Raw genomic sequence first — 24945 nt, forward strand, 5'->3', positions numbered from 1 at the left:
AAATAAATCATCCGCGAGTTACCTGTGACCACACAAACACAATTCAGCTTTACTACCCGGCCGCTGGTGCCGTTTGCCCACGATTACACCCATGGAGAAACGGAGCCGTGGCACAGCCACGACTGCGCGCAGCTGCTGCACACCCTGAGCGGGGTGGTGCGGGTGGAGACCGGGCAGGGGTTCTGGATTGTGCCGCCGGGGCGGGGCGTCTGGCTGCCTGCCGGGACCCGGCATCGGCTGCTGATCACCGGCAACGTGGCGGCGCGGACGCTGTTTATCGATCCCTTTGCCCGGGCGGATTTACCTTCAGTGTGCCAGGTGGTGCAGATATCCACCCTGCTTCGCGAGCTGATCATCGCCTCGCTGCACCTGCCGGAAAGCTACGGTGCAGGCAGTCGGGCGGAGCGCATCTACGAGCTGATCCTCGATGAGATCCGGGGGATTAGCGTGCTGCCGTTTAACCTTCCTGAACCTCAGGCGCCCGCGCTGCTGGCACTCTGCCGCCGGATCCAGGCCGAGCCGGGAACAAAGTGGACAACGATGTTCGCAGCAAAAACGCTCAATATCAGCGAACGCACCCTGCTGCGGCACTTTCGCCAGCAGACCGGGCTGGCGTTCAGCGAATGGCTGCGCAGGGCGCGGCTGATGGAGGCGCTGAACCGACTGGCGCAGGGTCAGTCGGTGCTTCGGGTGGCGCTGGACCTCGGTTATGAGAGCCACAGCGCCTTTAGCGCGATGTTTCGCCGCACGCTCGGGGTGGCACCGAGCGACTACTTCCCGCCCGGGGCGCTCTCCGGCAATGCGTTCAGCAAGGCCTGAAGCGACGCCCGGGAAACGTCGTTGTCGATGCCCGTCCCCCAGCGGCTTTCACCCTGCTTAAAGCTGCAGCGGATATAGGCCGCCGAGCGGCTTTCGCTGCATCGGCCAAGCGTATGCTCGTGATAATCCTCAATAGCGAAGGTCAGACTGAAGCAGGTTTTCATCGCGCTGGCGGCGGCTGAGAGCAGGCCGTTGCCTTTCCCCTCCAGAGTCACAATACCTTCCGCAGTCTGGACGCGGGCCCACAGCGCCAGCCCGCCATCAGCCTGGCTCTCGGTGCGGTAATCCAGCAGCTGCCGAGGGGCGAGCTGATGCGGCCCGTACAACTCGCGATACAGCTGCCACAGGGCGCTCAGCGTCATCTCGGTGCCTTCCCGGTCGGTATGCGCCTGAACGTGGCGGCTAAAGTCCTGCTGCAGGGCGCGGGGCAGCACCAGGCCATGATTTTGCTCCAGCATCCAGGCCGCACCGCTTTTCCCGGACTGGCTGTTGACGCGGATCACCGCCTCATAGCTACAGCCGATATCCTCCGGGTCGACCGGAAGATAAGGCATCTCCCAGCGCGGAGAGGTGGACTGTTCCCGGGCGTGAAAGCCCTTTTTGATGGCGTCCTGATGTGAGCCAGAGAAGGCGGTAAAGGCCAGCTTCCCGGCGTAAGGATGGCGGGGATGCACCGGCAGCTGGTTGCACTGCTCCACCAGCTCCACCACCTGCTTCATGTCGCTGAAATCCAGCTCAGGCGGGACGCCCTGGCTGTAAAGGTTCATCGCCAGCGTCACCAGGCAGACGTTCCCGGTGCGCTCCCCGTTGCCGAACAGGCAACCTTCAACCCGGTCAGCGCCTGCCAGCAGGGCCAGTTCGGCACTGGCGACGCCGCTGCCGCGATCGTTATGGGGATGGACGCTGATGCAGACGTCTTCCCGACGGGAAAAGTGACGGCAGAAATACTCGATCTGATCGGCATACACGTTGGGTGTATTCACCTCAACCGTCGCGGGCAGGTTGATAATCATCGGCCGTTCGGCAGAGGGCTCCCAGACATCGGCTACCGCCTCGCAGATTTGCAGGGCGAATTCCGGCTCGGTGAAGCAAAAGGTTTCCGGCGAGTACTCGTACGTCCAGCGCGTCTGCGGGTTGGCCTCGCACAGCGCGCGTATCTGGCGCGTGGCGCTGACGGCCAGCTGGACAATCTCCTCCTTGCTCTGGCGAAACACCAGCTCGCGGAACAGCGGCGCGGTGGCGTTATAGAGATGCACCGTGGCGCGTTTTACGCCGTCCAGCGACGCGAAGGTGCGCTCAATCAGATCCCTGCGGGCCTGGGTGAGCACCTGAATGGTGACATCATCCGGAATGCGCTGCTCCTCAATCAGCTGGCGCACAAACTGAAAGTCCGTTTCGGAGGCGGAGGGGAAAGCCACCTCGATCTCCTTAAAGCCGCATTTGAGCAACTGCTCCCAGAAGCGCAGCTTGCGGGGGATATCCATCGGCTCGGCCAGCGCCTGGTTGCCGTCGCGGAGATCGGTAGAGAGCCAGCGCGGGGCGTGGGTCAGCGTCTTATCCGGCCACTGGCGATCGGGTAAGGAAATCGGGGCATAGGCCGCGTACTTTTGCGAGGGATTGCGCAACATAGTGATTCTCCAGGTGATGTCGTGTTTTCATCCTGGCGAATAACGGGGAAGGGTACTGGCGCAAAACTGACAACCTGTGGCGAGGATCCGCCATTTACGTCACTGCACGCAGGGCCTGCTCCATCAGCTGGGCCAGCAGCGTCTGCGCGCGCTGCTGTGACTCGCTCCCGTGCTGCTGCTCCAGCGTAATCCCCAGCCTGCCCGGCGCGGGCAGCTCGCTTCCCGTCACCTGCAGCCTGGGCGGCATCCCGATCCGGGTGCGCAGCGTCACGCCGAGCCCGGCCTGCACCGCAGCCCAGATCCCGCTCAGGCTGTGGCTGACAAACTCCACCCGCCAGGGGATGCCCGCCCGGTTCAGGCAGTCGATGGCGTGGGAGCGCATCAGGCAGGGGCTGTCGAACATCACCAGCGGCAGAGGCTCGCCCCGGGCAAGCAGACTGACGATGTCCATCTCCGGGGGCTGGATCCACACCAGCTGGCTCTGGCCGATCGCTGTGCCCTTGCGCGGTTCGCTCTCGTTCTGCCACAGCAGCACCATATCAAGGGCGTTATCATCAAAGGCGTTGAGCAGCGCCCGGTTGCGATCCACCCGGGCAACGATCCGTACCCCCGGATGGTGGCGTCTGAATTCCCCCAGGATCCCCGGCATCAACGACTCGCCAAAATCCTCCTGCATGCCGATGCGGATCTCCTCCTGCAACCGTTCGCCCTTCAACGCGAACTGCACCTCGTCGTTCAGCGCCAGCATGCGGCGGGCGTACCCCATGACGATTTCGCCGTTGCGGGTCAGCGTCAGGCCACGGCCTTTTTTCATCACCAGCTCTGCGCCGCACTGCTGCTCCAGCTTTTTGAGCTGGGCGCTTACCGCCGAGGTGGAGCGGCAGAGGTGGGTTGCGGCCAGGGCAAAGCTGCCATACTCAATGCCGGTGACAAAACTGCGCAGCGCGTCGAGGTCGAGCGTCGGGGGAAGCTTGTTCATAATCATCCTGAAATGCGGGATGGTATGCCGCATATAATTTGATTTTCAGGATGAAAATATGACGCCAGAATCGCCTTACTGTCAATGCGGAGAGAACACGATGGCGAAATCACTCACTTCTGAAACCCTGAGCCGCGTCGCGCCGAAACTGGCCGAGCTGAGCCAGGAGGTGCTTTTCAATGATATCTGGAAACGCGACGCGCTCTCCCCGCGCGATCGCAGCCTGATTACTCTCGGTGCCCTGACGGCGCTGGGCCGGGTGCAGCAGTTGCCCTGGCATATCGGTTTCGCGCAGCAAAACGGCCTGAGCCGGGAGCAAATCACCGAAGTCTTTACCCATCTGGCGTTCTACGCCGGCTGGCCTGCGGCGGTCTCCGCCCTCGGCTGCCTGGAAGAGGAGTGATCCCGATGCCCTTCATCCGTATTTCCCTGCGTCCCGGATACAGCGACGCGCAGATAGCGCAGATCTCCGACATCCTCCAGCAGAGCCTGGAGGCAGAATTCGCGGTTCCGCCTGGGGATCGCTTCCAGATTTTTGAGGAGATCCCGGCCACGCGCCACCTGTTCGACCGGCACTATAAAAGCGGCGGGCGCAGCGACAATTTTATTCAGTTTCACATTCTGGCGGGCAAGCCCCGTTCGTCTGCGCAGAAGCAGAACCTCTGCCGCAGGCTGTGTGAAGGGCTGCACCGGGCGCTGAATATTCACCCGGATGACGTGATGGTGATGATCCAGTTCAACACCGCCGATGAGTGGAGCTTCAGCCAGGGACGAATGCTGTCGGAGGAGGGGTTTTCGCATCGACTACATGGCGAGTGAATTTATGAATTAATTGCCGCCATTGTTAAGGCTTTTTATTACGCGTCCGTTTTACTGGCGCGTTTTTTTTGTGTCATAAATTTTGAATATAAGATAGACGGTTGAATGTGTTATTTAAATACATTCCTGAATGATTTCTTATTTTTAATTTAATGTATGTTTTGCTCCGGAAGTACGTGAGTGAATGAGATACGCTTTTCGTCAAATACCACTCCGGGAATAACGATATGTATTATCCAAATTCTGTTGAATGGGCAGAGACTGAAGAAGGCGGGTTAAGGCGGTTAAGGCTTGGTGAAATAAACTTAGCCAGTACCCTTTATGGTTACAGCATTCATTATCATAAAGTCTGGATCCATCGTGAAAGTTATCTTCCTTTTAATCTGCAGGATCCTAACCGGGCTATGGCTCCTGATGGTGAGATGTGGTTCCGAACCGGCACATATCAGGATGATTTTTCTATTCCGGGCAAAGAGGACACGCCGTTCGCCCAACATCTTTTTCTGCATGAAATGACGCATGTCTGGCAGCATCAGCGTGGCATGTGGGTACGGATGCGCGGTGCATTTTCATGGATGGCGGATTACACCTACAGCCTGGATAAAGCAAACCTGCTTGATTACGGTCTGGAACAGCAGGCGTCTATTGTGAGCGATTACTGGTTGTTGAAACATTATGGGTTCGAAGGCAGTGAACGCCTACATGATTACAAGGATTATGATCCCTCTGAACCTTTTCTGGTGTTAATGCGAAAATATGAGAGGGTGCTAGGGAGTTTCCCAGGATGAAAAAACTATTAATAACTTCTTTAGTCGTTCTGCTTACAGGATGTCCAGGTAAAGGTAAAGAAGGAGCACAATATGGAGAAAGAAAAGCAATTCACATTGAGGGTAACCGCGTCTGCTTTACTCTTGATAAAAATGATGTTTTAGAAAGTTATAGCTTATCACCCAACCACGATGTAATTGATAAGTTACTTAGAAATTATTCCGCGCAATTGACCTATCCTGACACATGTTTTCATGTCAATTTAGAAAAGGCTGTAGTCTACGGGACACGCTATACGGTCAACCAAAAAATGTACTATTACACTTTCATTATTGATAACCACGGTCAGGTCATTGATTTAGGCTGGAACGCAGTTTGCCCTTTCCCGGGTAAGGCTTCAGAAATAACTTCTGCGCATGCAGAAAAGGATTGAGGGGCTTATCAAGGATGAGAAAAATCATGTTGCTTACTCTGATTGCGTTACTGTTCGGATGCGTGAGTAAAGATTCACAGCATGTAAGAAGAGGGGGGGTGTTTATTGACGGAAATCGGGTCTGTTTCAGCGTTAATAAAAATCAAGTGCTTAGTCATTATGAGTTTTCGGCAATTGGTAAAGTCTACTCATCTTTACTGAGTGGACGTTCAAAACATCTTTCCTATCCAGACAGTTGTTTTATGGTTCCTTTAGAAAATGGGGTAATCTACCGGGCAAATTATATAGTGGATAATGAAAAATATTATAACGTTTTTATTAAGGATAATACTGGCCATGTCATATATTTATGGTCGGGCATCGACTGTCCTTATTTGAGTACTGTTCCGTGGTGATGAACGATGCAGTTAATATGTTAAATGGCAACGAAATCTCCAAATTCTACACTGGGAAAACTAACTTAAGCCTAAGGAAAAACTAACCATGTCATTACCTGCCTACCTGTTTCTTTACGATGAAAATGGGATGTTATTAAACGGCGGAAGCCTTGCTCTGGGCCGTGAAGGCGCGGTTGAAGTGATGAGTAGCAGCTATGGTGTTAGCCAACCGGTTGACACGCACACCGGGAGAATGACAGGTACCAGACAGCATGCGCCATACATCATCCATAAACAGGTGAATAAACTGTCTCCTTATCTCGCTATCTGTATTTGTGAGGGGCGGCGACTGCAAAAAGCTGAAATCAAATATTATGAAATCAACGCTGCGGGTATCGAGCGGGAAATCTACCGGGTTACTATGGAAGGTGTTGTCATCATGTCGGTAAATGCCAATCATACGTATATCCCGGGTACCAATAGCCACAATATGATTGAAACTGTTAGTTTATGTTATAACAGCATTGAGTGGTATTATCTGGACGGCGTAATTAAATATTCTGACGCCTGGTCTAAGCCTGCGCCACAGCAGCAAAAAGCTGGTCAATAAAACGAGTATGTGTGCTGGGTTCGTTGCACTAGAAAGCGGGGCAGTAAAGCACATAATAGCCATCTTTCCCGCTCACTCCCCGTATAAAGATCTTGAAGACCTAAAGCGCATCACGCATTGCGTGACGCTCACTGGTGCCGTAAGTCATCACACATCTCCTGCAACTCATTAAACAGTCTTGCCGCATGAAAACCGTCGCACACCGAATGGTGGATCTGAATAGCGAGAGGCAATAATACTTTCCCATCCTGGTTGTAATATTTTCCAAAGGTGAACATCGGCGAGAAAAAGTTCTGCATTTTCGCAATGTTCATATTGAAGTTGGTAAAGGTTACCCAGGGAATCGACGATACAAAAAATATATTCTCCGGTGATTCTCCCTTAGGCCAATAAGCAAGGTTATTACCATAGCGGGCGACGTCTTCTGAATAAGTGTTCTGGAAGTGCTGAAGATTGCCATCATATTGACTCCATAATGATGAAAAGGTCTCCGTTTCATTATGGAAAATGGTATAGCTGGGATGCACTTCATTCCAGATGACAAGCTCATTGTTTTTCATGGCCATGCGAAACTCCGCATGCCTGTTCACAATTTTAGCGAGGAGAGAAATAATCGTCGGATAAAACTTCCAGCCAACCTCTTTGATATGTTTTAGCAACGCGGTAATGTCCACCAGAACCGTCTGGTTAATTGAGCATTCAGCAAAGGACTGGAATACCTCAAAATGCTCTTTCCTTGCCCAGGTTGATAAGTCAACAGGTGTATATTCTGGCGTTATTTTTTTCATTTTTAACCTTTGTTCGGCAGTGATATATCAGACAGTAGTCTGAGCGTTGTCGTGCTTTATGCAGATGATTTTCGAAATATCTAATCTGCTGAGTGAGAGGATTCTTCCAGCGCCGGATACTTCGCCACCACCTCATCCGGCCCCAGTTCCCGCCCGTCGCTCGCGATCATCGTTAGCCTGCGCAGGGGCTGGCGATCCCGCGCGTCTACCAGCACGGTTCCCGTATCGCCCTCGGCGAACAGGTGCGCGTTCCCCCATTGCGAGAGCGCCAGCAGCACGGTTTGCAGATCGCGGCCTTTTTCGGTCAGCACATACTCCTGCCAGGCGCTGCCGTCGGAAGCGGGTTGCAGCACCAGGATGCCTTCGTCCACCAGCAACTTCAACCGGGTTGCCAGCATGTTCTTCGCAATGCCGAGGCTTTTCTGAAACTCACCAAAACGCGTAACGCCGCTCAGGGCATCGCGCACGATCAGCAGGGACCACCAGTCGCCGATAATATCCAGCGAGCGGGCAACAGGGCAGGGACTCTCTTCCAGACGGGTACGTTTCATGGTGTCTCCTTATCAGCGGTAAGTTTAATTATAAAACCAATCTGCCCTAACGTACAAAGCAAGCCGTCACTTTGCGGGCAGGCTCCAGGTAATTCGTCACAAATCTGTCACACTGTTAACGACAATAAACACGTGAGGAATTAGGGATGAGAAAAGCACTACTCGCTGTCGCCGTGGCGGGCAGCATCGGATTGTCTTGTGGCGTTCAGGCGCAAACCGCGCCGGAAGGGTATCAGCTGGAACAGGTTCTGATCATGAGCCGCCATAACCTGCGTGCGCCGCTGGCTAATAACGGCAGCGTGCTAGAACAGTCGACGCCGGAAAAATGGCCGGAGTGGGATGTGCCCGGCGGGCAGCTCACCACCAAAGGGGGCGTGCTGGAGGTCTATATGGGCCACTACATGCGCGAGTGGCTGGCTGAGCAGGGCCTGGTGAACGCCGGGGAGTGTCCGGCGGCGAACAGCGTCTATGCCTATGCCAACAGCCTCCAGCGCACGGTGGCGACCGCGCAATTCTTCATTACCGGCGCCTTCCCGGGCTGCGATGTGCCGGTGCACCATCAGGAACAGATGGGCACCATGGACCCAACCTTCAATCCGGTGATCACCGACAACTCGCCGGAATTCCGCGAGAAAGCGCTGCAGGCGATGAATAAAGAGCGCGCCGGAATGCAGCTTGATGAGAGCTACAAGCTGCTGGAGCAGATGACCGACTACGACCAGTCGCCGTCCTGCAAAGAGAAACAGGTCTGCTCCCTGACGGAGGCGAAAGACACCTACAGCGCCGAATACCAGAAAGAGCCCGGCGTCTCCGGTCCGCTGAAGGTAGGGAACTCGCTGGTGGACGCCTTCACGTTGCAGTATTACGAGGGCTTCCCGATGGATCAGGTGGCCTGGGGCGAGATCAAAACCGACCAGCAGTGGCGGGTGCTCTCTCAGCTGAAAAATGGCTATCAGGATTCGCTCTTCACCTCCGCAGAGGTGGCGCGTAACGTGGCGAAACCGCTGGTGAAATACATCGACAACGCGCTGGTCACCGACCGGGCGAAAGCGCCGAAAATTACCGTGCTGGTCGGGCATGACTCTAACATTGCCTCTCTGCTGAAGGCCCTCGATTTTAAACCCTATCAGCTGCACGGCCAGTACGAGCGCACGCCAATCGGCGGCAAGATCGTCTTCCAGCGCTGGCACGACAAGACCGGCAACCGCGACCTGATGAAAATTGAGTATGTTTACCAGAGCACAGAGCAGCTGCGAAATGCCCAGGTGCTGACGTTAGAAGCCCCGGCGCAGCGCGTCACCCTGGAGCTGAACGGCTGTCCGGTGGATGCGAATGGGTTCTGCCCGGTGGAGACGTTTAATACGGTGCTGAATAAGACGGCGAAGTAAGGGATGCCCCTCACCCTAACCCTCTCCCCAAAGAGGAGAGGGAACCGATCGAGCTTATAGCGATTACAGTGGTACAGACTGGCTTTATATCTACAGCGACGTCATGGTCCGGCAGAAAATCGCCGAAGCGTTTCCGGAAGGCCGGGGCGAGGCGCAGGGATGCGCCGAGAGGGCATAGCCTGCAAGGATGCAGGCTGGTGCCCGACCCGAAAGCCTGAAGGAATAAGCTGAGGACAAAATTGCCGGGAGCAATTTTGGACAGCGCTTGCGCTGGCCCCGAAGGGGTGAGTCCCAGGGATGGGGCGAACAATCCGCGAAGCGGCGATTTTCTTGCCGGGAGCCCGGGTTGCCAGGGCGGTGGCGATTGAGCCGCCCTGGCACGTTCACCGGTTCCGTTGTGACAGAGAAGCATAGCTCTGGAAGTGAACGGAATAACCACCAGTGCCATATAGACCCCTCACCCTAACCCTCTCCCCATAAGGGAGAGGGGATAGATCAGCGGTCAGACGTTTTTACGTTCGATGGTCTGCTCGCCCCAGAACAGCGAGTCTTTGTCGGTTTTTTCGAAGGCTAACATCAGCACCTCATCATTACCTTCTTCCCAGATTTTCTCTGCCAGTTTTTCGTCATATTTTGCGACTTCAAAAATCGCCTCGGCGATCTCCGGTGACGTATTACGTAAGCGCGCAAATTCCCCGACGCGATGTGCTTTGGCTTCTTGTGTTGGCATAGTGATCCTCCAGTTGAGAGTTAACCTTTCAGTTTAGCAGCCAGGCCGGCGACATATTCACCCTGGTAGCGGGCGATGTTCAGTTCTGCTTCTGACGGCTGACGCGAGCCGTCGCCACCGGCAATGGTGGTCGCGCCGTAAGGCGTTCCGCCGCGAACCTGTGAAATATCAAACAGCTCCTGTGTACCATAGCCGATCGGCACAATGACCATCCCGTGGTGGGCAAGGGTGGTCCAGGTGGAGGTGATGGTCTGCTCCTGTCCGCCACCGGTGCCGGTTGAGCTGAACACGCTAGCAATCTTGCCGTGTAACGCGTTCTTAACCCACAGCCCGCCGGTTTGATCGAGGAAGGTGCGCATCTGTCCGGCCATGTTGCCGAAGCGCGTCGGGGTACCAAAGATGATCGCGTCGTAATCGCCCAGCTCCTGTGGAGAGGCCTCCGGCGCGTCCTGCGCTTTGCCGCCTGCTTTGGCAAAAGCGTCTGCCGGCATGGTTTCCGGCACGCGTTTGATCACTACCTCAACCCCCTCGACTTTCCTGGCGCCGTCCGCCACTGCGTGAGCCATGGTTTCGATGTGTCCGTACATGGAATAGTAGAGCACCAGAATTCTCGTCATTTCGCCTCACTCCTCGCATGATTTTTTTGGCCAGCGGCATGCTGTCCTCATTTAAAGATATGACGTGACAGCGAGACTGCAAATCTGAAGGCCATTTGTTTGATTTTAAACAACAAAGAATGCCGGGCCTTCTTCGTAGCAAAATGACACATTTTCCCTATTGTGAATTTCTGGAATGATAAGAAAGGTTTATGGTTCCGTTTCGTCGGGCTTCATACAAAAGGCTGATATCGTATTGCAGGATATTACGATTGGCTGGCTGAATGCCCATGCTCCACTAAGCTTAGGTTCACGCGGCGCAGATAAAGCCACTTTTTTAGCGTCGTCAGGTGGAAGAAACCGCTTTCACTGAATGCAGAATGAAATCTTATGTTTCTAACTCTGGAGGTCCGACATGGCAAACCATCGTGGTGGGTCAGGTAATTTTGCAGAAGACCGTGAAAGAGCATCAGCAGCAGGACGTAAAGGTGGCCAGCAGAGCGGGGGTAACTTCAAGAATGACCCTCAGCGCGCATCCGAAGCTGGCAAAAAAGGGGGTAAAAATAGCCATGGCGGTAACAGGAGTAAATAAGTTGTCGCTGTCTGAAGTACGGGTCTCATGACCCCTGGCACCCCCGCCGCCGGGATACCCGGCGGTTTTTTTGTGCCTGTTATTGAACTGTTATCAAATTCCTCCCACACTAGCGGATTCACTCTTTACCCTGGTGTCCCATGTCCTCCTCTCGTTATGCCTTCTCCATCAAGCCGCAGGAAGCGATCCTGATCCTTATCACCATGTTCTGGGGCGGTACCTTTCTGGCCGTGCAGTACGCTGTGACGCTCAGCGATCCCTTCTTCTTTGTCGGCCTGCGCTTTGCCACGGCGGCGCTGGCGGTGGCGCTGATTTCCCTCAAAACCCTGCGCGGCCTGACCATGACCGAGCTGAAGGCGGGGCTGGCGATAGGGGTGGCGATTGCGATGGGCTACAGCCTGCAAACCTGGGGACTACAGACCATCCCCAGCAGTAAATCGGCCTTTATTACCGCCATGTATGTTCCGCTGGTGCCGCTGCTGCAGTGGCTCTGCCTGCGCCGGATGCCGGGGATGATGTCCTGCATCGGTATCGTGCTGGCCTTTATCGGGCTGATCCTGCTGGCCGGGCCGGAAGATAATCTGCTGGCGCTCGGGAAAGGTGAGATCATTACCCTGGTGGGCGCGGTGGCGATTGCCGCCGAGATTATCCTCATCAGCGCCTGGGCCGGAAAGGTGGATGTCAAGCGCGTCACCGTTGTGCAGCTGGCCACCGCCTCGCTGGTGGCGTTTCTGACCATGATCCCGGCCGGGGAATCCGTTCCGCCGATGTCGGCCGGGCTGTGGATCGTGGCGCTCGGGCTTGGGATTTTCAGCGCCATTATTCAGGTGACCATGAACTGGGCCCAGCGCAGCGTCTCCCCGACGCGGGCAACGGTTATCTATACCGGCGAGCCTGTGTGGGCGGGGATCTTTGGCCGTCTGGCCGGGGAGCGTCTGCCGTTGCTGGCTCTGCTGGGCGCCGCCTTTATCATTGCGGGCGTGCTGGTGAGCGAGCTAAAGCTCAAAAGAAAGAATAAGGCGCTGGCGGAAGCCGACAGCGCCTCGCTGGATCAGTCCTGAGGAACCGCTTCGCCCTGCGTCACCCCGGCCATCCGGCGGCTGAGCAGGGCGTTAAGGGCAATCGCGCCGAAAGTGGCCGTGCCGATACCGCCGAGGGTAAAGCCGCCCAGCGAAAGGGCAAAATCACCCGCTCCCAGCACCAGGGTCACGGCGACCATAATCAGGTTACCGTTCTGGCTCAAATCGACATGGTTCTGCACCCAGATCCGCGCCCCGGCCACCGCGATTAACCCGAACACCACTATCGATGCCCCGCCAATCACCGGCGCGGGGATGGTGTGGATCAGCGCGCCAAACTTCGGTGAGAAACCGAGCAGCACGGCAATCACCGCCGCCGCCACGAACACCAGCGTCGAGTAGACTTTGGTCACCGCCATCACGCCGATATTCTCGGCATAGGTGGTCACTCCGCTGCCGCCCACCGAGCCCGACAGCATGGTCGCCAGCCCGTCGCCCACAAACGCCCGGCCCATATACGGGTCCATGTTGCGCCCGGTCATTCCGGCCACCGCCTTCAGGTGGCCGAGGTTCTCCGCCACCAGGATCACCGCCACCGGAGCAATCAGCATCATCGCCTGGCCGTTAAAGGTGGGCGAGGTCAGCTGCGGCAGGCCAAACCACGCCGCCTGCTGCACAAGGGCAAAATCCACCGGTTTGCCGAGCCCAAAGAGGCTGGTCACCAGAGCGTAGAGCAGGCAGGCGACGATCAGCCCCACCAGGATCAGCAGCCGCTGAACCATTCCCCGGGTAAACACCGCCACCAGACCGATGCACAGCACCGTCATCACCGCCATCCAGCTGTCAAAGGCCGAACCGGAAACGCCTTTAACGGCGATAGGGGCCAGGTTCAGGCCTATCGCCATCACCACCGCCCCGGTCACCACCGGCGGCATCAGCCGTTCGATCCAGCGGGTGCCCATCTTCATCACCACCAGCCCAATCACGGTATAGATCGCACCGCAGGCGATGATCCCGCCCAGGGCGACGCTCAGCTGCGGGTTAATCCCCTGGCCGCTAAAGCCGGTAGCGGCAATGACCACCCCGACGAAGGCCGCGCTGGAGCCGAGGTAGCTCGGCACCCGTCCCCCGGTGATGAAGAAGAACAGCAGGGTGCCGATGCCCGACATCAGAATCGACAGGTTAGGATCCAGTCCCATCAGGATGGGCATCAGCACCGTGGCGCCGAACATCGCCACCGCGTGCTGCACGCCCATCACCGCGGTTTGCGCCAGCGGGAGACGTTCATCCGGCGCGACCACGCCGCTTTCTGAGGTCGATTTCAACTGCCAGTGAGGAAAACCGAATAGTGCCATCAGCTGCTCCTTAAGGAGGGTTAACAGGCGGGTCGCATCAGCGCGTGGTAGCCGCGGTCAAACCACACCAGGCCCTGCGGCACCGGGTGGCGGGTAATTGCAACGATCTCGCAAAACAGAATGTCGTGAGTGCCGACGCTTACCACCTGGCTAATCCGGCAGTCGAACGAGGCCAGCGCGTCGTCCAGCCGCGGGCAGCCGGTGGCCCCTGTCTGCCAGTCGGCGGCGGCAAAGCGGTCGGCCATCGGGGTTTTCCCTCCGAACATATTCGAGAGCGCCTCCTGGCCCGCGCTCAGGGTGTTGACGCACAGGGTGCGGTTGTCGTTAAACACCGGCCATACCGACGCGCCGCGGTTCAGGCACACCAGCAGGGTCGGCGGCGAGTCGGTCACGCTGCACACCGCGCTGGCGGTAAAGCCCGCCTGACCGGCCGGGCCGTCGGTGGTGATGATATTGACCGCCGCGCCGAGACAGGCCATCGCATCCCGAAAAGTTTGTTTATCGATGTTCATGGTGGCTCCTTATGCCAGCCCGCAGGCGTCTTCAAAGCTGAGACGGGGCAGACGCCCGTAGAGTTTGCTGGTATCGCCGTAGCCGATATTGATCAGCAGATTGCTTTTCAGGCTGCTGCCGGTGAAGAAGGCCGCGTCTACTTTCTCCCGATCGAAGCCGGACATCGGCCCGGTATCCAGCCCCAGCGCCCGGCAGGCGACGATCAGATAGGCCGCCTGCATCGTGCTGTTGCGAAAGGCGGTCTCCTCGGCGAGCTGCGGGCTGGCGGTAAACCAGCTCCGGGCATCCCCGTGGGGGAACAGCTCCGGCAGACGCTCATAAAACACGCTGTCCCAGGCCACAATCGCCGTCACCGGGGCGGTGAGGGTCTTTTGCAGATTGCCGCTGGAGAGCGCCGGGCGCAGCTTCTCTTTGCCTTCCGGGGTGCGGATAAACACCATCCGCGCCGGGGAGCAGTTGGCCGAGGTCGGGCCCCACTTCATCAGGTCGTAAATTTCGCGCAGCGTCTCGTCGCTGACCGGGCGATCCAGCCAGCCGTTGTGGGTTCGCGCCTCGGTAAACAGTGCGTTCTGCGCCGTCGGGTTGATGGCTTCACTCATGGTAACTCCTTCGATAAACGTTCGTGGCGGTGTAGCAGGCTGGCGAGCCCGTTTTGCAGCAGGGCGTTAAACGCCTCCGGCTCGGTCACGTTGCAGGCGTGGCCGCCCTGGGGCATCCGGGTGAAGATGCTGTCGGGCAGGGCGGCGTGCAGCTGCGAAGAGCAGACCGCGGGCACCAGCAGATCGTCGGCGGAACAGATGATTTGCACCGGGCAGCGGATGCGCATCGTCTGGCGACTGTAATCGGCCCGCTTCAGGGCGCTGAGCCTGCGCAGCAGGGTGGTTTTGCCCTGGAAGTGGGCGAGGGCCAGCGCCTCTTCGGCCTCCATGCGCGGCTGGCGGGCCGCCATCCAGTCCGCCGGATAGAGAAACAGCGGCTGGGCTTCCACCCACGCCTGAGCGCCCCCTGCGTGCAGCAGCCGCTCGCGGATCTGAAAGCAGCGCCGGGTATGGGGATGCAGCGCCAGCCAGCCGTTGACGCACACCAGCGCGCTGAGTGCGCCGGGGTGATCCACCGCCAGCTGCAGGCCGACAAGCGCCCCCAGGGCATGGCCCACCACGCTGAACTGCGCGATCCCGGCGGCCTCCAGCGCCTGCCACAGCTCGTCGGCCATCTGCGCCAGGGTGTAATCCTCCGGCAGCTCGCCGGGATTGTTGCCGGTGCCGCGCTGGTCATAGCACACCACCTGATACCCCTGCTCCAGGTCGGCAAGCTGGGGCAGCCAGTAGCTGGCGCTGCCCCCTAATCCGGCGATCAGCACCACAACCGGCGCACCGGCAAAGGGGGGCGGTGAAATGGACAGATTCATGGCAACCTCACGGCGTGATGTGGGCGATGGTGGCGATCTCCACCAGCGCCTCGGGTTTGACCAGCCCGCACTGAATGCAGAAGCGGGCCGGTTTATCGCCGGGGAAAAACTCGGCGTAGATTTCGTTAATCGCGGCGTAGTTTTTCCAGTCGGTGATAAAGATGCTGTTGAAGGTCACGTCCTCCATGGTCCCACCCGCCGTTTCGATAACGCGCTGAATGGTCTGCAGCACGTGGCGGGTTTGTGCCTTTGGGTCGTCGGGGAAGACCACGTTGTTCTGCGCATCAAACGGCAGGGTGCCGGAGACGTAGACCACGCCGTCCGCCAGGGTACCGGGAACGAATGGGGCAATCGGGGTGCTGGTGCCCGGGGGGATAATCACAGATTTCGGCATTGGCTTGCTCCTCAGGCTATACGGGCATACGCGGCGGGGGAGAGGGCGTCGCAGAAGGTGGCGACGTCGCTGACCCAGCCAAAAAAGGTTTCGATATTGAACAGCGCGGCCTGCTGGGCAAACGCCGGTCCCGCCTGGTGGGTGGCATCTTCCAGCACCACGCCGAAATATTCGAGAAAGAAGCCGTCGCGCAGGGTGGACTCCACGCAGACGTTGGTGGCAATGCCGGTGAAGATCAGATGGCGGATGCCGCGGCTGCGCAGCAGGCTGTCCAGCGGCGTATTAAAGAAGCCGCTGTAGCGCGGTTTCGGCAGCACGATGTCGCCCGGCTCCGGCACCAGTTCGTTCACCAGTTCATAGTCCCAGCCGCCTTTCGCCAGCAGCTGGCCCTGCAATTCCGGGCGCTGGCGCATGGTTTTCAGGGCGTTCGATTTGTGGAAGTTAGGCGAGCCGGGGCCGCCTGCCTCCACGTACTGGTCGTCCCAGCCGTTCTGGAACCAGACGATCAGCATTCCGGCGCGGCGGGCGGCGGCCACCGCGGTGCGGATATTCTCGATCACCGGGCGGGTGGCGGAGACGTCAAACCCGGCGAGATCGAGATAGCCGCCGGGGCTGGCGTAGGCGTTTTGCATATCCACCACGATCAGCGCGCTCTGCTGAGGGTCAAAGGTGATGGCTTCCGGGCGTGCGGGCAGGGTCGTCATTACGCCACCTCCTTCGTGATGGCCGGAATGTGGGCGCGGCACTGCATCAGCGGCTGGATGCGCTCGCCGAAGGTCTCAATGCCGGTAAGGAAATCATCAAAGGTCAGGAGCACGCCTTCTGCCCCCGGGACGCTGGCGACGTCATCGAGCATCCGCGCGACGCTGGCGTAAGAGCCCACCAAGGTGCCCATGTTGATATTCACCGCCGAGGTGGGGTCGGCCATCTGGCGCACGTTGGTGTCTGAACCGGAGCGGGTGTCCTTCTGGCTCTGCTCGCTGAGCCAGCTCAGGGCTTCGTCGTCGGCTCCGGCTTTGTAGTGCTCCCACTTCGCCCGCGCCGCCTCGTCGGTTTCGTCGGCGATCACCATAAACAGCACGTAGGAGCCGACGTCGCGCCCGGTCTTTTCAGCGGCGGCCTTCATGCGGGCGGCGGTAGGGGCAAAGGCCGCCGGGGTGTTAACCCCTTTACCGAAGCAGAAGTTGAAGTCGGCGTATTTCGCCGAGAACTCCATCCCGGCATCGCTCTGCCCGGCGCAGATCACCTTCATCGGCACCGACGGCTGCGGGCTGACGCGGCAGTCGTTCATGGTGAAGAACTCGCCTTTGAAGTCGCTCTTGCCGGTGCCCCATAGATCGCGCAGGACCTGCACGTATTCGGTGAGGTAGTCGTAGCGTTTCGCGAAATAGTCATCCCCCGGCCAGAGCCCCATCTGCTCATACTCCGGCTTCTGCCAGCCGGTGACGAGGTTCACGCCGAAGCGCCCGCCGGAGATGGTATCGATGGTGGAAGCCATCCGCGCCACGATGGCCGGAGGCAGGGTGAGGGTGGCGGCGGTAGCGTAGATCTGGATGCGCGAGGTAACCGCCGCCAGCCCCGCCATCAGGGTGAAGGACTCCAGGTTGTGATCCCAGAATTCGGTCTTACCGCCGAAGCCGCGCAGCTTAATCATCGACAGGGCGAAATCGAAGTGATAGTGCTCTGCCTTCTGCACGATGGCCTTGTTCAGCTCAAAGGTCGGCATGTACTGCGGCGCGTGGGTAGAGATAAGCCAGCCGTTGTTGCCAATGGGAACGAATACGCCAATTTTCATCACGAACCTCTCTTCATCTCAGCATGGGGGAAAGTCTGAGGTCGGTTTTGCAAAGGCGATGCCAGTTTTGAAATTGGTAATGTTATTATGGTGTTAACGAATGGTTGATGAATTGTTTGCGTTAAAACTGGACTGTCTGGTCAAAATAGTTGCACACAAAGCAGGCAGTCGTGCGCGGTAGCGGTGCAGATTGTCGTAGCAGGCCTGGGGTTTTTGCTATGCTGGGGGCATATCAACAAGGAGTGAGCCCATGGCGCAAGGCGCAGTGAAAACAGGCGGTAAACGTTCGCAGGCAGTGAGCGCGAAAAAACAGGCGATCCTCTCGGCGGCGCTGGAGACCTTCTCGCAGTTTGGCATTCACGGTACGCGCCTGGAGCAGGTGGCTGAACTGGCCGGGGTGTCGAAAACCAATCTGCTCTACTACTTCCCCTCGAAAGAGGCGCTGTACATTGCCGTCCTGCAACAGATTCTGGATATCTGGCTGGCACCGCTGAAGGCGTTTCGCGAGGAGCTCACCCCGCTGCTGGCGATCCAGCAGTATATCCGCCTGAAGCTGGAGGTCTCACGGGACTACCCTCAGGCCTCGAGGCTGTTCTGTCTGGAGATGCTGCAGGGGGCACCGCTGCTGAAGGCGGCGCTGAGCGGCGATCTGAAATCGCTGGTGGATGAGAAGTCGGCGATCATTGCCGGCTGGGTCGCCACCGGCAAACTGGCACCGGTGGACCCGCACCATCTGATCTTTATGATCTGGGCCGCCACCCAGCACTACGCCGACTTTTCCGCTCAGGTCGAGGCGGTGACGGGCAAGACGCTCAAGGATGATGACTTCTTCCACAGTACGGTGGAAAACGTTGAGCGGATGATCATCGAAGGGATCCGGGTGCGTTAATTCGCCGGTGGCAGAGGGCAGCTCAGGTCGCCCTCTTCACACTGCATCAGCGTGGCCAGATACGCTTCACGTTCGTTGGTTTTATCTGCCAGACACTGGTTCACAATCATCGGCTGAATGGAGCCGCCTTCGGTGCCGGAGCCGATAAAGGCGCAGTCGGCATCACGCAGGGCGATCCACGCCTGCTGGGCCTTTTTCAGCAGCTCGCGCTGGGGCGCTTCGGCGCGTTTGATGGCCGCCTGATAAGTCTGGTTCAGGGTTTTATCCGCAGCTTGATACTGCTGCGCGGTGCAGGTATTCATTTCCATCTGGGTGCTGGCGTTGGCGCACTCGTCCGCCTGGGCAAGGCTGCTAAGCAGTAGTGCGCCTGCGGCAATCATTAATCGTTTCATTATTTGCTCCCTGTAAAAAAGCCGGATGCGCTACGCTTATCCGGCCTGTGAAAATCACATTGTCATTCTCTGTAGCCCCGGTAAGCGCAGCGCCACCGGGGAACACAGACCGCACAATCCCGTAGCCCCGGTAAGCGTAGCGCCACCGGGGACGGATTGCACGCTTAACCGATGGTCATCAGGCTGGCGTTGCCCCCTGCTGCGGCGGTGTTGACGCTAAGCGAACGCTCCACGTACAGGCGCTCCAGCTGGAGATTGGTTTCACCCCGGGCGAAGCCCTGCACTGAGACGATCGCGCCGTTACGGGCCGCAACCTGCTCACACAGCTCGCGCAGCTGGTCAGAGTCACCGTGATAGATCACCGCGTCAAACGGCTGGCTGGTCAGTACATCGGCTTTGGCAAAGCGAATGCGCTCGGTCACCGCCTTCGGCAGCTGCTTGGCCAGGTCGCGGTGCAGGCCATCTTCCGGCCAAAGCACTTCACACCCGGTCGCCAGCGCGGCCGCCAGCTGGGTAAGCGCATCCTGCTCGTTATCCGCCACGCACAGCACGCGCTCGCGCGGCATCAGCGTCCAGGTGTTGCGCTCGCCCGTTGGGCCTGGCAGCACGCGCTGGGTTCCGGCCTGCGCCAGCTCGCCATACTCCTGGCACAGCTCACGCAGCTCAGGGCGTTTTTCTGCCCAGGCTTTCAGGGTTTCCAGCGGCTGGGTCAGCACCGTTTTCACCTGGGTGTCCACCGCGTACTGCGCATCCTGACGCGCCAGGGTCACGCCCAGCGCCTTCGCCGGACGGTTAGCCAGCAGGCGATAGAGGTACATTGGACCACCGGCTTTCGGACCGGTGCCCGACAGCCCTTCGCCGCCGAACGGCTGGACGCCAACCACGGCGCCCACCATATTGCGGTTCACGTACAGGTTGCCGACGTTGGCGCTGCCGGTCACCTGGGCGATGGTCTCGTCGATACGGGTATGCACGCCGAGGGTCAGACCGTAGCCGGAGGCGTTGATCTGCCCGATCAACTGGTCGAGATTGTTACGGTTGTAGCGCACCACGTGCAGGACCGGCCCAAACACCTCTTTCTTCAGCTCGTCGAAGCTCGCCAGCTCAATCAGGGTTGGGGCTACAAAGGTGCCGCTGGTCCACTCGCGGGCATCTTCGCTGTTCTCACGCACCGCCTGGTAAACCGGACGGCCTTTGGCACGCATCGCCTGGATGTGGTTTTCGATGTTGGCTTTCGCTTCGGCATCAATCACCGGACCGATGTCGGTGGTCAGACGGCCAGGATTGCCCATCCGGCATTCCGCCATCGCGCCGCGCAGCATTTTCAGGGTATGGTCGGCGACTTCATCCTGCACGCAGAGCACGCGCAGGGCAGAGCAGCGCTGTCCGGCGCTGTCGAAGGCCGAGGCAACCACGTCCACCACCACCTGCTCGGTGAGGGCGGAGGAGTCGACGATCATCGCGTTCATACCGCCGGTTTCGGCGATCAGCGGCGTCGGACGGCCCTGCGCATCCAGACGGGTGGCGATGTTGCGTTGCAGCAGGGAGGCCACTTCGGTGGAGCCGGTGAACATCACGCCGCGCACGCGGTTGTCGGCGGTCAGCTTCGCGCCAACGGTCTCGCCGCGGCCTGGCAGCAGCTGCACCACGCCCGCCGGAACGCCCGCTTCCAGCAGGATATTGATCCCCTGGGCGGCAATCAGCGGCGTCTGTTCGGCCGGTTTTGCCAGCACGCTGTTACCGGCGGCAAGGGCGGCGGCAATCTGGCCGGTGAAGATGGCCAGCGGGAAGTTCCACGGGCTGATACAGACCACCGGGCCCAGCGGGCGGTGGGTTTCGTTGTCGAAATCGTCACGCACCTGACCGGCATAGTAGTGCAGGAAGTCAACGGCCTCGCGCACTTCGGCGATGGCGTTGCTGAAGGTTTTACCCGCTTCACGCACCAGAATGCCAATCAGCTGCTGCATCTGATCTTCCATCAGCACCGCAGCACGCTCCAGAATGGCCGCGCGCTCCTGCGGCGGGGTGGCGAACCAGATAGGGGCGTTGTTCACCGCGCTGTCGAGGGCCAGATCCACTTCCTGTTCGGTAGCTTCCCGGGCAAATCCGACGATGTCTTTCGGCTCGGCCGGGTTGACCACCGGCTGCATTTCGCCGTCGCTGACCGGCTGCTCCAGAATCGGTTTTGCCTGCCACTTCTGCAGGGCGCTGTTGAGCAGCGACGAGGAGAGGGACGCCAGACGGTGTTCGTTCGCCAGATCCAGGCCTGCAGAGTTGATGCGGCCATTGCCGTACAGCTCGCGCGGCAGGGCAATTTTCGGATGCGGCAGACCGACCTGACCTTCCTGAGCGGCCATTTTCTCCACCGCCTGGACCGGATCCGCCACCAGCTCGTCCAGCGGCAGGGTGGCATCGGCGATGCGGTTAACGAAGGAGGTGTTAGCCCCGTTTTCCAGCAGACGACGCACCAGGTACGCCAGCAGCGTTTCGTGGGTGCCGACCGGGGCGTAGATGCGGCATGGACGGTTCAGTTTGCCATCCGCCACTTTACCGGTGACCTGCTCGTACAGCGGTTCACCCATGCCGTGCAGGCACTGGAACTCGTACTGGCCCGGATAGTAGTTCTGACCGGCCAGCTGATAGATGGCCGCCAGGGTGTGGGCGTTGTGGGTGGCGAACTGCGGGTAGATCAGGTTCGGCACGCCGAGCAGCTTTTTGGCGCAGGCGAGGTAGGAGACGTCGGTGTAGACCTTGCGGGTGTAGACCGGATAGCCCTCCAGACCGTCCATCTGGGCGCGTTTGATCTCGCTGTCCCAGTAGGCGCCCTTCACCAGACGGATCATCAGGCGGCGACGGCTGCGGGTGGCGAGGTCAATCAGGTAGTCAATCACGAACGGACAGCGTTTCTGGTAGGCCTGAATAACAAAGCCAATCCCGTTCCAGCCCGCCAGCTCTGGCTCGAAGCACAGTTTTTCCAGCAGATCGAGGGAGATCTCCAGGCGGTCTGCCTCTTCGGCATCGATGTTGATGCCGATGTCATACTGGCGCGCCAGCAGGGTCAGGGACTTCAGGCGCGGGTAGAGCTCTTCCATCACGCGATCGTACTGGGCGCGGCTGTAGCGCGGGTGCAGGGCGGAGAGCTTGATGGAGATCCCCGGGCCTTCATAGATGCCGCGGCCGTTGGAGGCTTTACCGATGGCGTGGATCGCCTGCTGGTAAGAGACCAGATAGGCCTGCGCGTCGGCGGCGGTCAGCGCCGCTTCGCCCAGCATGTCATAGGAGTAGCGGAAGCCTTTGTCTTCCAGCTTGCGGGCGTTAGCCAGCGCTTCGGCGATGGTTTCGCCGGTCACGAACTGCTCGCCCATGAGGCGCATCGCCATGTCCACGCCTTTACGGATCAGCGGCTCGCCGCTCTTGCCGATAATGCGGTTCAGGGAGCGGGAGAGGTTGGCTTCGTTATGGGTGGAGACCAGCTTGCCGGTAAACAGCAGGCCCCAGGTGGCGGCGTTCACGAACAGCGACGGGCTGCGGCCAATGTGGGAGTGCCAGTTGCCGTTGCTGATCTTGTCGCGGATCAGGGCGTCGCGGGTGGCTTTGTCCGGGATACGCAGCAGCGCTTCCGCCAGACACATCAGGGCCACGCCCTCCTGAGAGGAGAGGGAGAACTCCTGCAGCAGGCTCTGCACCATCCCGGCGCGGCCTGAGGCGTTTTTCTGGTTACGCAGTTTTTCAGCAAGCTGATACGCCAGGCTGTGGGCCTGGGAGGCAATCGGCTCCGGCAGACGCGCCTGCTCCAGCAGCATCGGTACGGCGTCGGTCTCGGCACGACGGTAAGCGGCGGTAATGGCCGCACGGCTCACCGACTGCGGCAAAATCTGCTCGGCAAATTCGAGGAACGGCTGGTGGATCTCATCGCTCGCCTCGGCGCTGTCGTCGCTCTCGTTGGCGGCACCGGCCAGCAGGGCAGGCAGCTCTGGCAGGGCGTCGTCGCTCTCCAGTTTTTCCAGATAGTTGAAGATTGCCTGCTTAATTAACCAGTGTGGCGTGCGGTCAATTCGGGTTGCGGCCGATTTAATCCGTTCGCGGGTCGCGTCATCCAGCTTAACCCCCATAGTGGTCATGCCCATGCCAAAAACTCCTGTGATTCAGTAGCGCTAGTGTAGTTAACGTGAAATATCCACTATGTTGCAACTTTGTGCAACCACGTTAAATGTGACCCGGTTTGCAAGCTGGAAAATGAATGGAATGTTACGAAGGGGTTAACCGTAAAATAAGTGTGGATTTTAAGAGTGAAGCTTGGTTTCATGCGGCGCTTAACACTTTTTAAAGGTGCAACCGCGAAAAACGTGAGCGAGTGCAACCTCCAGGAATCTGGTGTGAAACCGGGGATGAAATTGATGTAAATGCAGTGTTAAATCGTTTGTGTCATGGAGGCGCATACGGCAGGATACGCGCGGCCAACAGAAACACACATCATCACCCCCTCGTTCCGGGGGTGTAATAAAGACGGTCAGAAAGGCCGTCGAACATCTTTGCGGAGTATTTAAATGGCAATTAGCACACCGATGCTGGTGACATTTCTTATCTATATTTTTGGCATGATCCTGATAGGGTTCCTTGCATGGCGTTCTACTAAGAACTTTGACGACTACATCCTCGGCGGGCGTAGCCTTGGGCCGTTCGTGACCGCGCTCTCTGCGGGTGCGTCGGATATGAGCGGCTGGCTGCTGATGGGGCTGCCGGGCGCCATCTTTCTCTCCGGGATCTCGGAAAGCTGGATCGCCATCGGCCTGACGCTGGGGGCATGGATTAACTGGAAGCTGGTGGCCGGGCGTCTGCGCGTGCACACCGAAGCCAACAACAACGCCCTGACCCTGCCGGACTACTTCACCGGCCGTTTCGAAGATAAGAGCCGCATCCTGCGTATTATCTCAGCGGCGGTTATTCTGCTGTTCTTCACCATCTACTGTGCCTCCGGCATCGTGGCGGGCGCGCGTCTGTTCGAAAGCACCTTCGGCATGAGCTACGAAACCGCACTCTGGGCGGGCGCGGCGGCGACCATCCTCTACACCTTCGTGGGCGGGTTCCTGGCGGTAAGCTGGACCGACACCGTGCAGGCGAGCCTGATGATTTTTGCCCTGATCCTGACCCCGGTGATTGTGATCCTCTCCGTGGGCGGTCTGGGTGATTCGCTGGCGGTTATCCAGCAGAAGAGCATTGAAAACGTCGATATGCTGAAAGGGCTGAACTTTGTCGCCATCGTGTCGCTGATGGGCTGGGGGCTGGGTTACTTCGGTCAGCCGCACATCCTGGCGCGCTTTATGGCGGCAGACTCTCACCACACCATCGTTCATGCCCGTCGTATCAGCATGGCATGGATGATCCTCTGCCTGTGCGGCGCCTGTGCGGTAGGCTTCTTCGGGATTGCCTACTTCAGCAACAACCCGTCTCTGGCGGGCGCGGTAAACCAGAACGCCGAGCGCGTGTTTATCGAGCTGGCGCAGATCCTCTTCAACCCTTGGATCGCCGGTATTCTGCTCTCCGCCATCCTGGCGGCGGTAATGTCCACCCTGAGCTGCCAGCTGCTGGTCTGCTCCAGTGCCATCACCGAAGATCTGTACAAAGCCTTCCTGCGTAAAAACGCTAGCCAGAAAGAGCTGGTATGGGTCGGTCGCCTGATGGTGCTGGTGGTAGCCCTGGTCGCTATCGCCCTGGCATCTAACCCGGAAAACCGCGTGCTGGGTCTGGTGAGCTATGCCTGGGCAGGCTTTGGTGCTGCCTTTGGTCCGGTGGTGCTGTTCTCGGTGATGTGGTCACGCATGACACGTAACGGCGCGCTGGCGGGGATGATTATCGGTGCGGTCACGGTAATCGTCTGGAAACAGTTTGCGTGGCTGGGTCTGTACGAAATCATCCCGGGCTTTATCTTCGGCAGCATCGGGATTGTGGTCTTCAGTCTGCTGGGTAAAGCGCCGTCTGCCACGATGCAGAAACGCTTTGCCGACGCCGATGCGATGTATCACACCACTGCACCAACGAAGTTACAGGCTGAGTAAAAAGTTTCTCCCTTCACGTAGGCCGGGTAAGCGCAAGCGCCACCCG

General features: G+C 58.7%; 27 protein-coding genes. 12 read left to right on the plus strand and 15 right to left on the minus strand.

The genetic code is table 11. The features are described from left to right. Positions 1 to 24: 24 nt before the first annotated feature. Positions 25 to 819, plus strand: coding sequence for an AraC family transcriptional regulator (locus ACOYA6_RS03995; protein WP_422654090.1), 795 nt, complete (start codon positions 25 to 27; stop codon positions 817 to 819). Here ACOYA6_RS03995 and leuA read toward each other — a convergent pair. Both leuA and ACOYA6_RS04005 read right to left on the minus strand, forming a co-directional pair. Then, positions 771 to 2447, minus strand: coding sequence for a 2-isopropylmalate synthase (gene leuA, locus ACOYA6_RS04000; RefSeq protein WP_422654091.1), 1677 nt, complete (start codon positions 2445 to 2447; stop codon positions 771 to 773). The genes ACOYA6_RS03995 and leuA overlap by 49 nt on opposite strands. A 94-nt stretch (positions 2448 to 2541) precedes the next feature. Further along, on the minus strand, positions 2542 to 3426 hold the full coding sequence (locus ACOYA6_RS04005; protein WP_422654092.1) for a LysR substrate-binding domain-containing protein: 885 nt from the start codon (positions 3424 to 3426) through the stop codon (positions 2542 to 2544). A gap of 100 nt (positions 3427 to 3526) precedes the next feature. Between ACOYA6_RS04005 and ACOYA6_RS04010 the strand changes: the two genes are divergently transcribed. The 6 genes from ACOYA6_RS04010 to ACOYA6_RS04035 all read left to right on the plus strand — a co-directional run bounded on the left by ACOYA6_RS04010 (position 3527) and on the right by ACOYA6_RS04035 (position 6433). Further along, positions 3527 to 3829 (plus strand): carboxymuconolactone decarboxylase family protein, encoded by a 303-nt coding sequence (locus ACOYA6_RS04010; RefSeq protein ID WP_039032288.1) that lies wholly within the window; start codon positions 3527 to 3529, stop codon positions 3827 to 3829. Positions 3830 to 3834: 5 nt separating this feature from the next. After that, positions 3835 to 4245, plus strand: a complete 411-nt coding sequence (locus tag ACOYA6_RS04015; RefSeq protein WP_422654093.1) for a tautomerase family protein — start codon at positions 3835 to 3837, stop codon at positions 4243 to 4245. 227 nt (positions 4246 to 4472) lie between these two features. Next, positions 4473 to 5033, plus strand: coding sequence for a type IV secretion protein Rhs (locus ACOYA6_RS04020; RefSeq protein ID WP_422654094.1), 561 nt, complete (start codon positions 4473 to 4475; stop codon positions 5031 to 5033). Beyond that, a complete protein-coding gene (locus ACOYA6_RS04025; protein ID WP_197057151.1) occupies positions 5030 to 5446 on the plus strand; it encodes a putative T6SS immunity periplasmic lipoprotein in 417 nt (138 codons plus the stop codon). The genes ACOYA6_RS04020 and ACOYA6_RS04025 overlap by 4 nt, the downstream gene beginning before the upstream one ends. Before the next feature lie 26 nt (positions 5447 to 5472). After that, positions 5473 to 5841 carry a hypothetical protein gene (locus ACOYA6_RS04030; protein WP_156126928.1) on the plus strand — a complete coding sequence of 123 codons (369 nt, stop codon included), beginning with the start codon at positions 5473 to 5475 and terminating at the stop codon, positions 5839 to 5841. Positions 5842 to 5929: 88 nt separating this feature from the next. Further along, entirely contained in the window at positions 5930 to 6433 is a 504-nt protein-coding gene (locus ACOYA6_RS04035; protein WP_422654095.1) for an Hcp family type VI secretion system effector, read from the plus strand. A 128-nt stretch (positions 6434 to 6561) separates the two neighbouring features. On the opposite strand, the gene catA is transcribed toward ACOYA6_RS04035, so the two are convergent. Both catA and ACOYA6_RS04045 read right to left on the minus strand, forming a co-directional pair. Next, positions 6562 to 7221: a type A chloramphenicol O-acetyltransferase gene (catA, locus tag ACOYA6_RS04040; RefSeq protein WP_039032291.1), complete on the minus strand. Its 660-nt coding sequence runs from the start codon at positions 7219 to 7221 to the stop codon at positions 6562 to 6564. 80 nt (positions 7222 to 7301) lie between these two features. Beyond that, complete coding sequence (locus ACOYA6_RS04045; RefSeq protein ID WP_422654096.1) at positions 7302 to 7772, minus strand: winged helix-turn-helix transcriptional regulator; 471 nt, start codon at positions 7770 to 7772, stop codon at positions 7302 to 7304. Positions 7773 to 7918: 146 nt separating this feature from the next. On the opposite strand from ACOYA6_RS04045, the gene agp reads away from it, so the two are divergent. Continuing rightward, positions 7919 to 9160: a bifunctional glucose-1-phosphatase/inositol phosphatase gene (gene agp / locus ACOYA6_RS04050; RefSeq protein WP_422654097.1), complete on the plus strand. Its 1242-nt coding sequence runs from the start codon at positions 7919 to 7921 to the stop codon at positions 9158 to 9160. Positions 9161 to 9662: 502 nt separating this feature from the next. Here agp and ACOYA6_RS04055 read toward each other — a convergent pair. Next, on the minus strand, positions 9663 to 9890 hold the full coding sequence (locus tag ACOYA6_RS04055) for a YccJ family protein (RefSeq protein WP_039032294.1): 228 nt from the start codon (positions 9888 to 9890) through the stop codon (positions 9663 to 9665). A 20-nt stretch (positions 9891 to 9910) separates the two neighbouring features. Then, a complete protein-coding gene (gene wrbA, locus ACOYA6_RS04060; protein WP_039032295.1) occupies positions 9911 to 10507 on the minus strand; it encodes an NAD(P)H:quinone oxidoreductase in 597 nt (198 codons plus the stop codon). Positions 10508 to 10901: 394 nt separating this feature from the next. Between wrbA and ACOYA6_RS04065 the strand changes: the two genes are divergently transcribed. Next, positions 10902 to 11078 carry a con-10 family general stress protein gene (locus ACOYA6_RS04065; protein ID WP_072036748.1) on the plus strand — a complete coding sequence of 59 codons (177 nt, stop codon included), beginning with the start codon at positions 10902 to 10904 and terminating at the stop codon, positions 11076 to 11078. Positions 11079 to 11218: 140 nt separating this feature from the next. After that, complete coding sequence (locus tag ACOYA6_RS04070; protein ID WP_039032297.1) at positions 11219 to 12139, plus strand: DMT family transporter; 921 nt, start codon at positions 11219 to 11221, stop codon at positions 12137 to 12139. Here ACOYA6_RS04070 and rutG read toward each other — a convergent pair. The 7 genes from rutG to rutA are packed head-to-tail and all read right to left on the minus strand — an operon-like array spanning position 12130 to position 17562. Next, complete coding sequence (rutG, locus tag ACOYA6_RS04075; protein ID WP_422654098.1) at positions 12130 to 13452, minus strand: pyrimidine utilization transport protein G; 1323 nt, start codon at positions 13450 to 13452, stop codon at positions 12130 to 12132. The genes ACOYA6_RS04070 and rutG overlap by 10 nt on opposite strands. A 20-nt stretch (positions 13453 to 13472) precedes the next feature. Further along, a complete protein-coding gene (gene rutF, locus ACOYA6_RS04080; RefSeq protein ID WP_422654099.1) occupies positions 13473 to 13964 on the minus strand; it encodes an NADH-dependent FMN reductase RutF in 492 nt (163 codons plus the stop codon). A 9-nt stretch (positions 13965 to 13973) separates the two neighbouring features. Further along, entirely contained in the window at positions 13974 to 14564 is a 591-nt protein-coding gene (locus ACOYA6_RS04085) for a malonic semialdehyde reductase (RefSeq protein WP_139564731.1), read from the minus strand. Beyond that, a complete protein-coding gene (gene rutD, locus ACOYA6_RS04090; RefSeq protein WP_422654100.1) occupies positions 14561 to 15373 on the minus strand; it encodes a pyrimidine utilization protein D in 813 nt (270 codons plus the stop codon). The genes ACOYA6_RS04085 and rutD overlap by 4 nt, the downstream gene beginning before the upstream one ends. A gap of 7 nt (positions 15374 to 15380) precedes the next feature. Beyond that, the gene (gene rutC, locus ACOYA6_RS04095; protein WP_139564733.1) at positions 15381 to 15767 is read right to left on the minus strand and encodes a pyrimidine utilization protein C; all 387 of its coding nucleotides are present in this window, start codon (positions 15765 to 15767) and stop codon (positions 15381 to 15383) included. An 11-nt stretch (positions 15768 to 15778) separates the two neighbouring features. After that, positions 15779 to 16471 carry a pyrimidine utilization protein B gene (rutB, locus tag ACOYA6_RS04100; protein ID WP_139564734.1) on the minus strand — a complete coding sequence of 231 codons (693 nt, stop codon included), beginning with the start codon at positions 16469 to 16471 and terminating at the stop codon, positions 15779 to 15781. Next, positions 16471 to 17562 (minus strand): pyrimidine utilization protein A, encoded by a 1092-nt coding sequence (gene rutA, locus ACOYA6_RS04105; RefSeq protein WP_039032304.1) that lies wholly within the window; start codon positions 17560 to 17562, stop codon positions 16471 to 16473. The genes rutB and rutA overlap by 1 nt, the downstream gene beginning before the upstream one ends. A gap of 250 nt (positions 17563 to 17812) precedes the next feature. Here rutA and rutR point away from each other — a divergent pair, with 250 nt between their 5' ends. Continuing rightward, positions 17813 to 18451 carry an HTH-type transcriptional regulator RutR gene (rutR, locus tag ACOYA6_RS04110; protein WP_039032305.1) on the plus strand — a complete coding sequence of 213 codons (639 nt, stop codon included), beginning with the start codon at positions 17813 to 17815 and terminating at the stop codon, positions 18449 to 18451. On the opposite strand, the gene ACOYA6_RS04115 is transcribed toward rutR, so the two are convergent. Together ACOYA6_RS04115 and putA are read right to left on the minus strand one after the other, a co-directional pair. Continuing rightward, complete coding sequence (locus tag ACOYA6_RS04115; RefSeq protein WP_422654101.1) at positions 18448 to 18843, minus strand: lysozyme inhibitor LprI family protein; 396 nt, start codon at positions 18841 to 18843, stop codon at positions 18448 to 18450. The two genes, rutR and ACOYA6_RS04115, sit on opposite strands and share 4 nt — an antisense overlap. Positions 18844 to 19007: 164 nt before the next feature. Then, positions 19008 to 22970 carry a trifunctional transcriptional regulator/proline dehydrogenase/L-glutamate gamma-semialdehyde dehydrogenase gene (gene putA, locus ACOYA6_RS04120; RefSeq protein WP_422654102.1) on the minus strand — a complete coding sequence of 1321 codons (3963 nt, stop codon included), beginning with the start codon at positions 22968 to 22970 and terminating at the stop codon, positions 19008 to 19010. A gap of 420 nt (positions 22971 to 23390) precedes the next feature. Between putA and putP the strand changes: the two genes are divergently transcribed. After that, positions 23391 to 24899 (plus strand): sodium/proline symporter PutP, encoded by a 1509-nt coding sequence (gene putP / locus ACOYA6_RS04125; protein ID WP_138368601.1) that lies wholly within the window; start codon positions 23391 to 23393, stop codon positions 24897 to 24899. The last annotated feature ends 46 nt before the right edge of the window (positions 24900 to 24945 follow it).

Origin of the sequence: Leclercia barmai, assembly GCF_049312895.1 — a bacterium.
Taxonomy (GTDB): Bacteria; Pseudomonadota; Gammaproteobacteria; order Enterobacterales; family Enterobacteriaceae; genus Enterobacter; species Enterobacter barmai.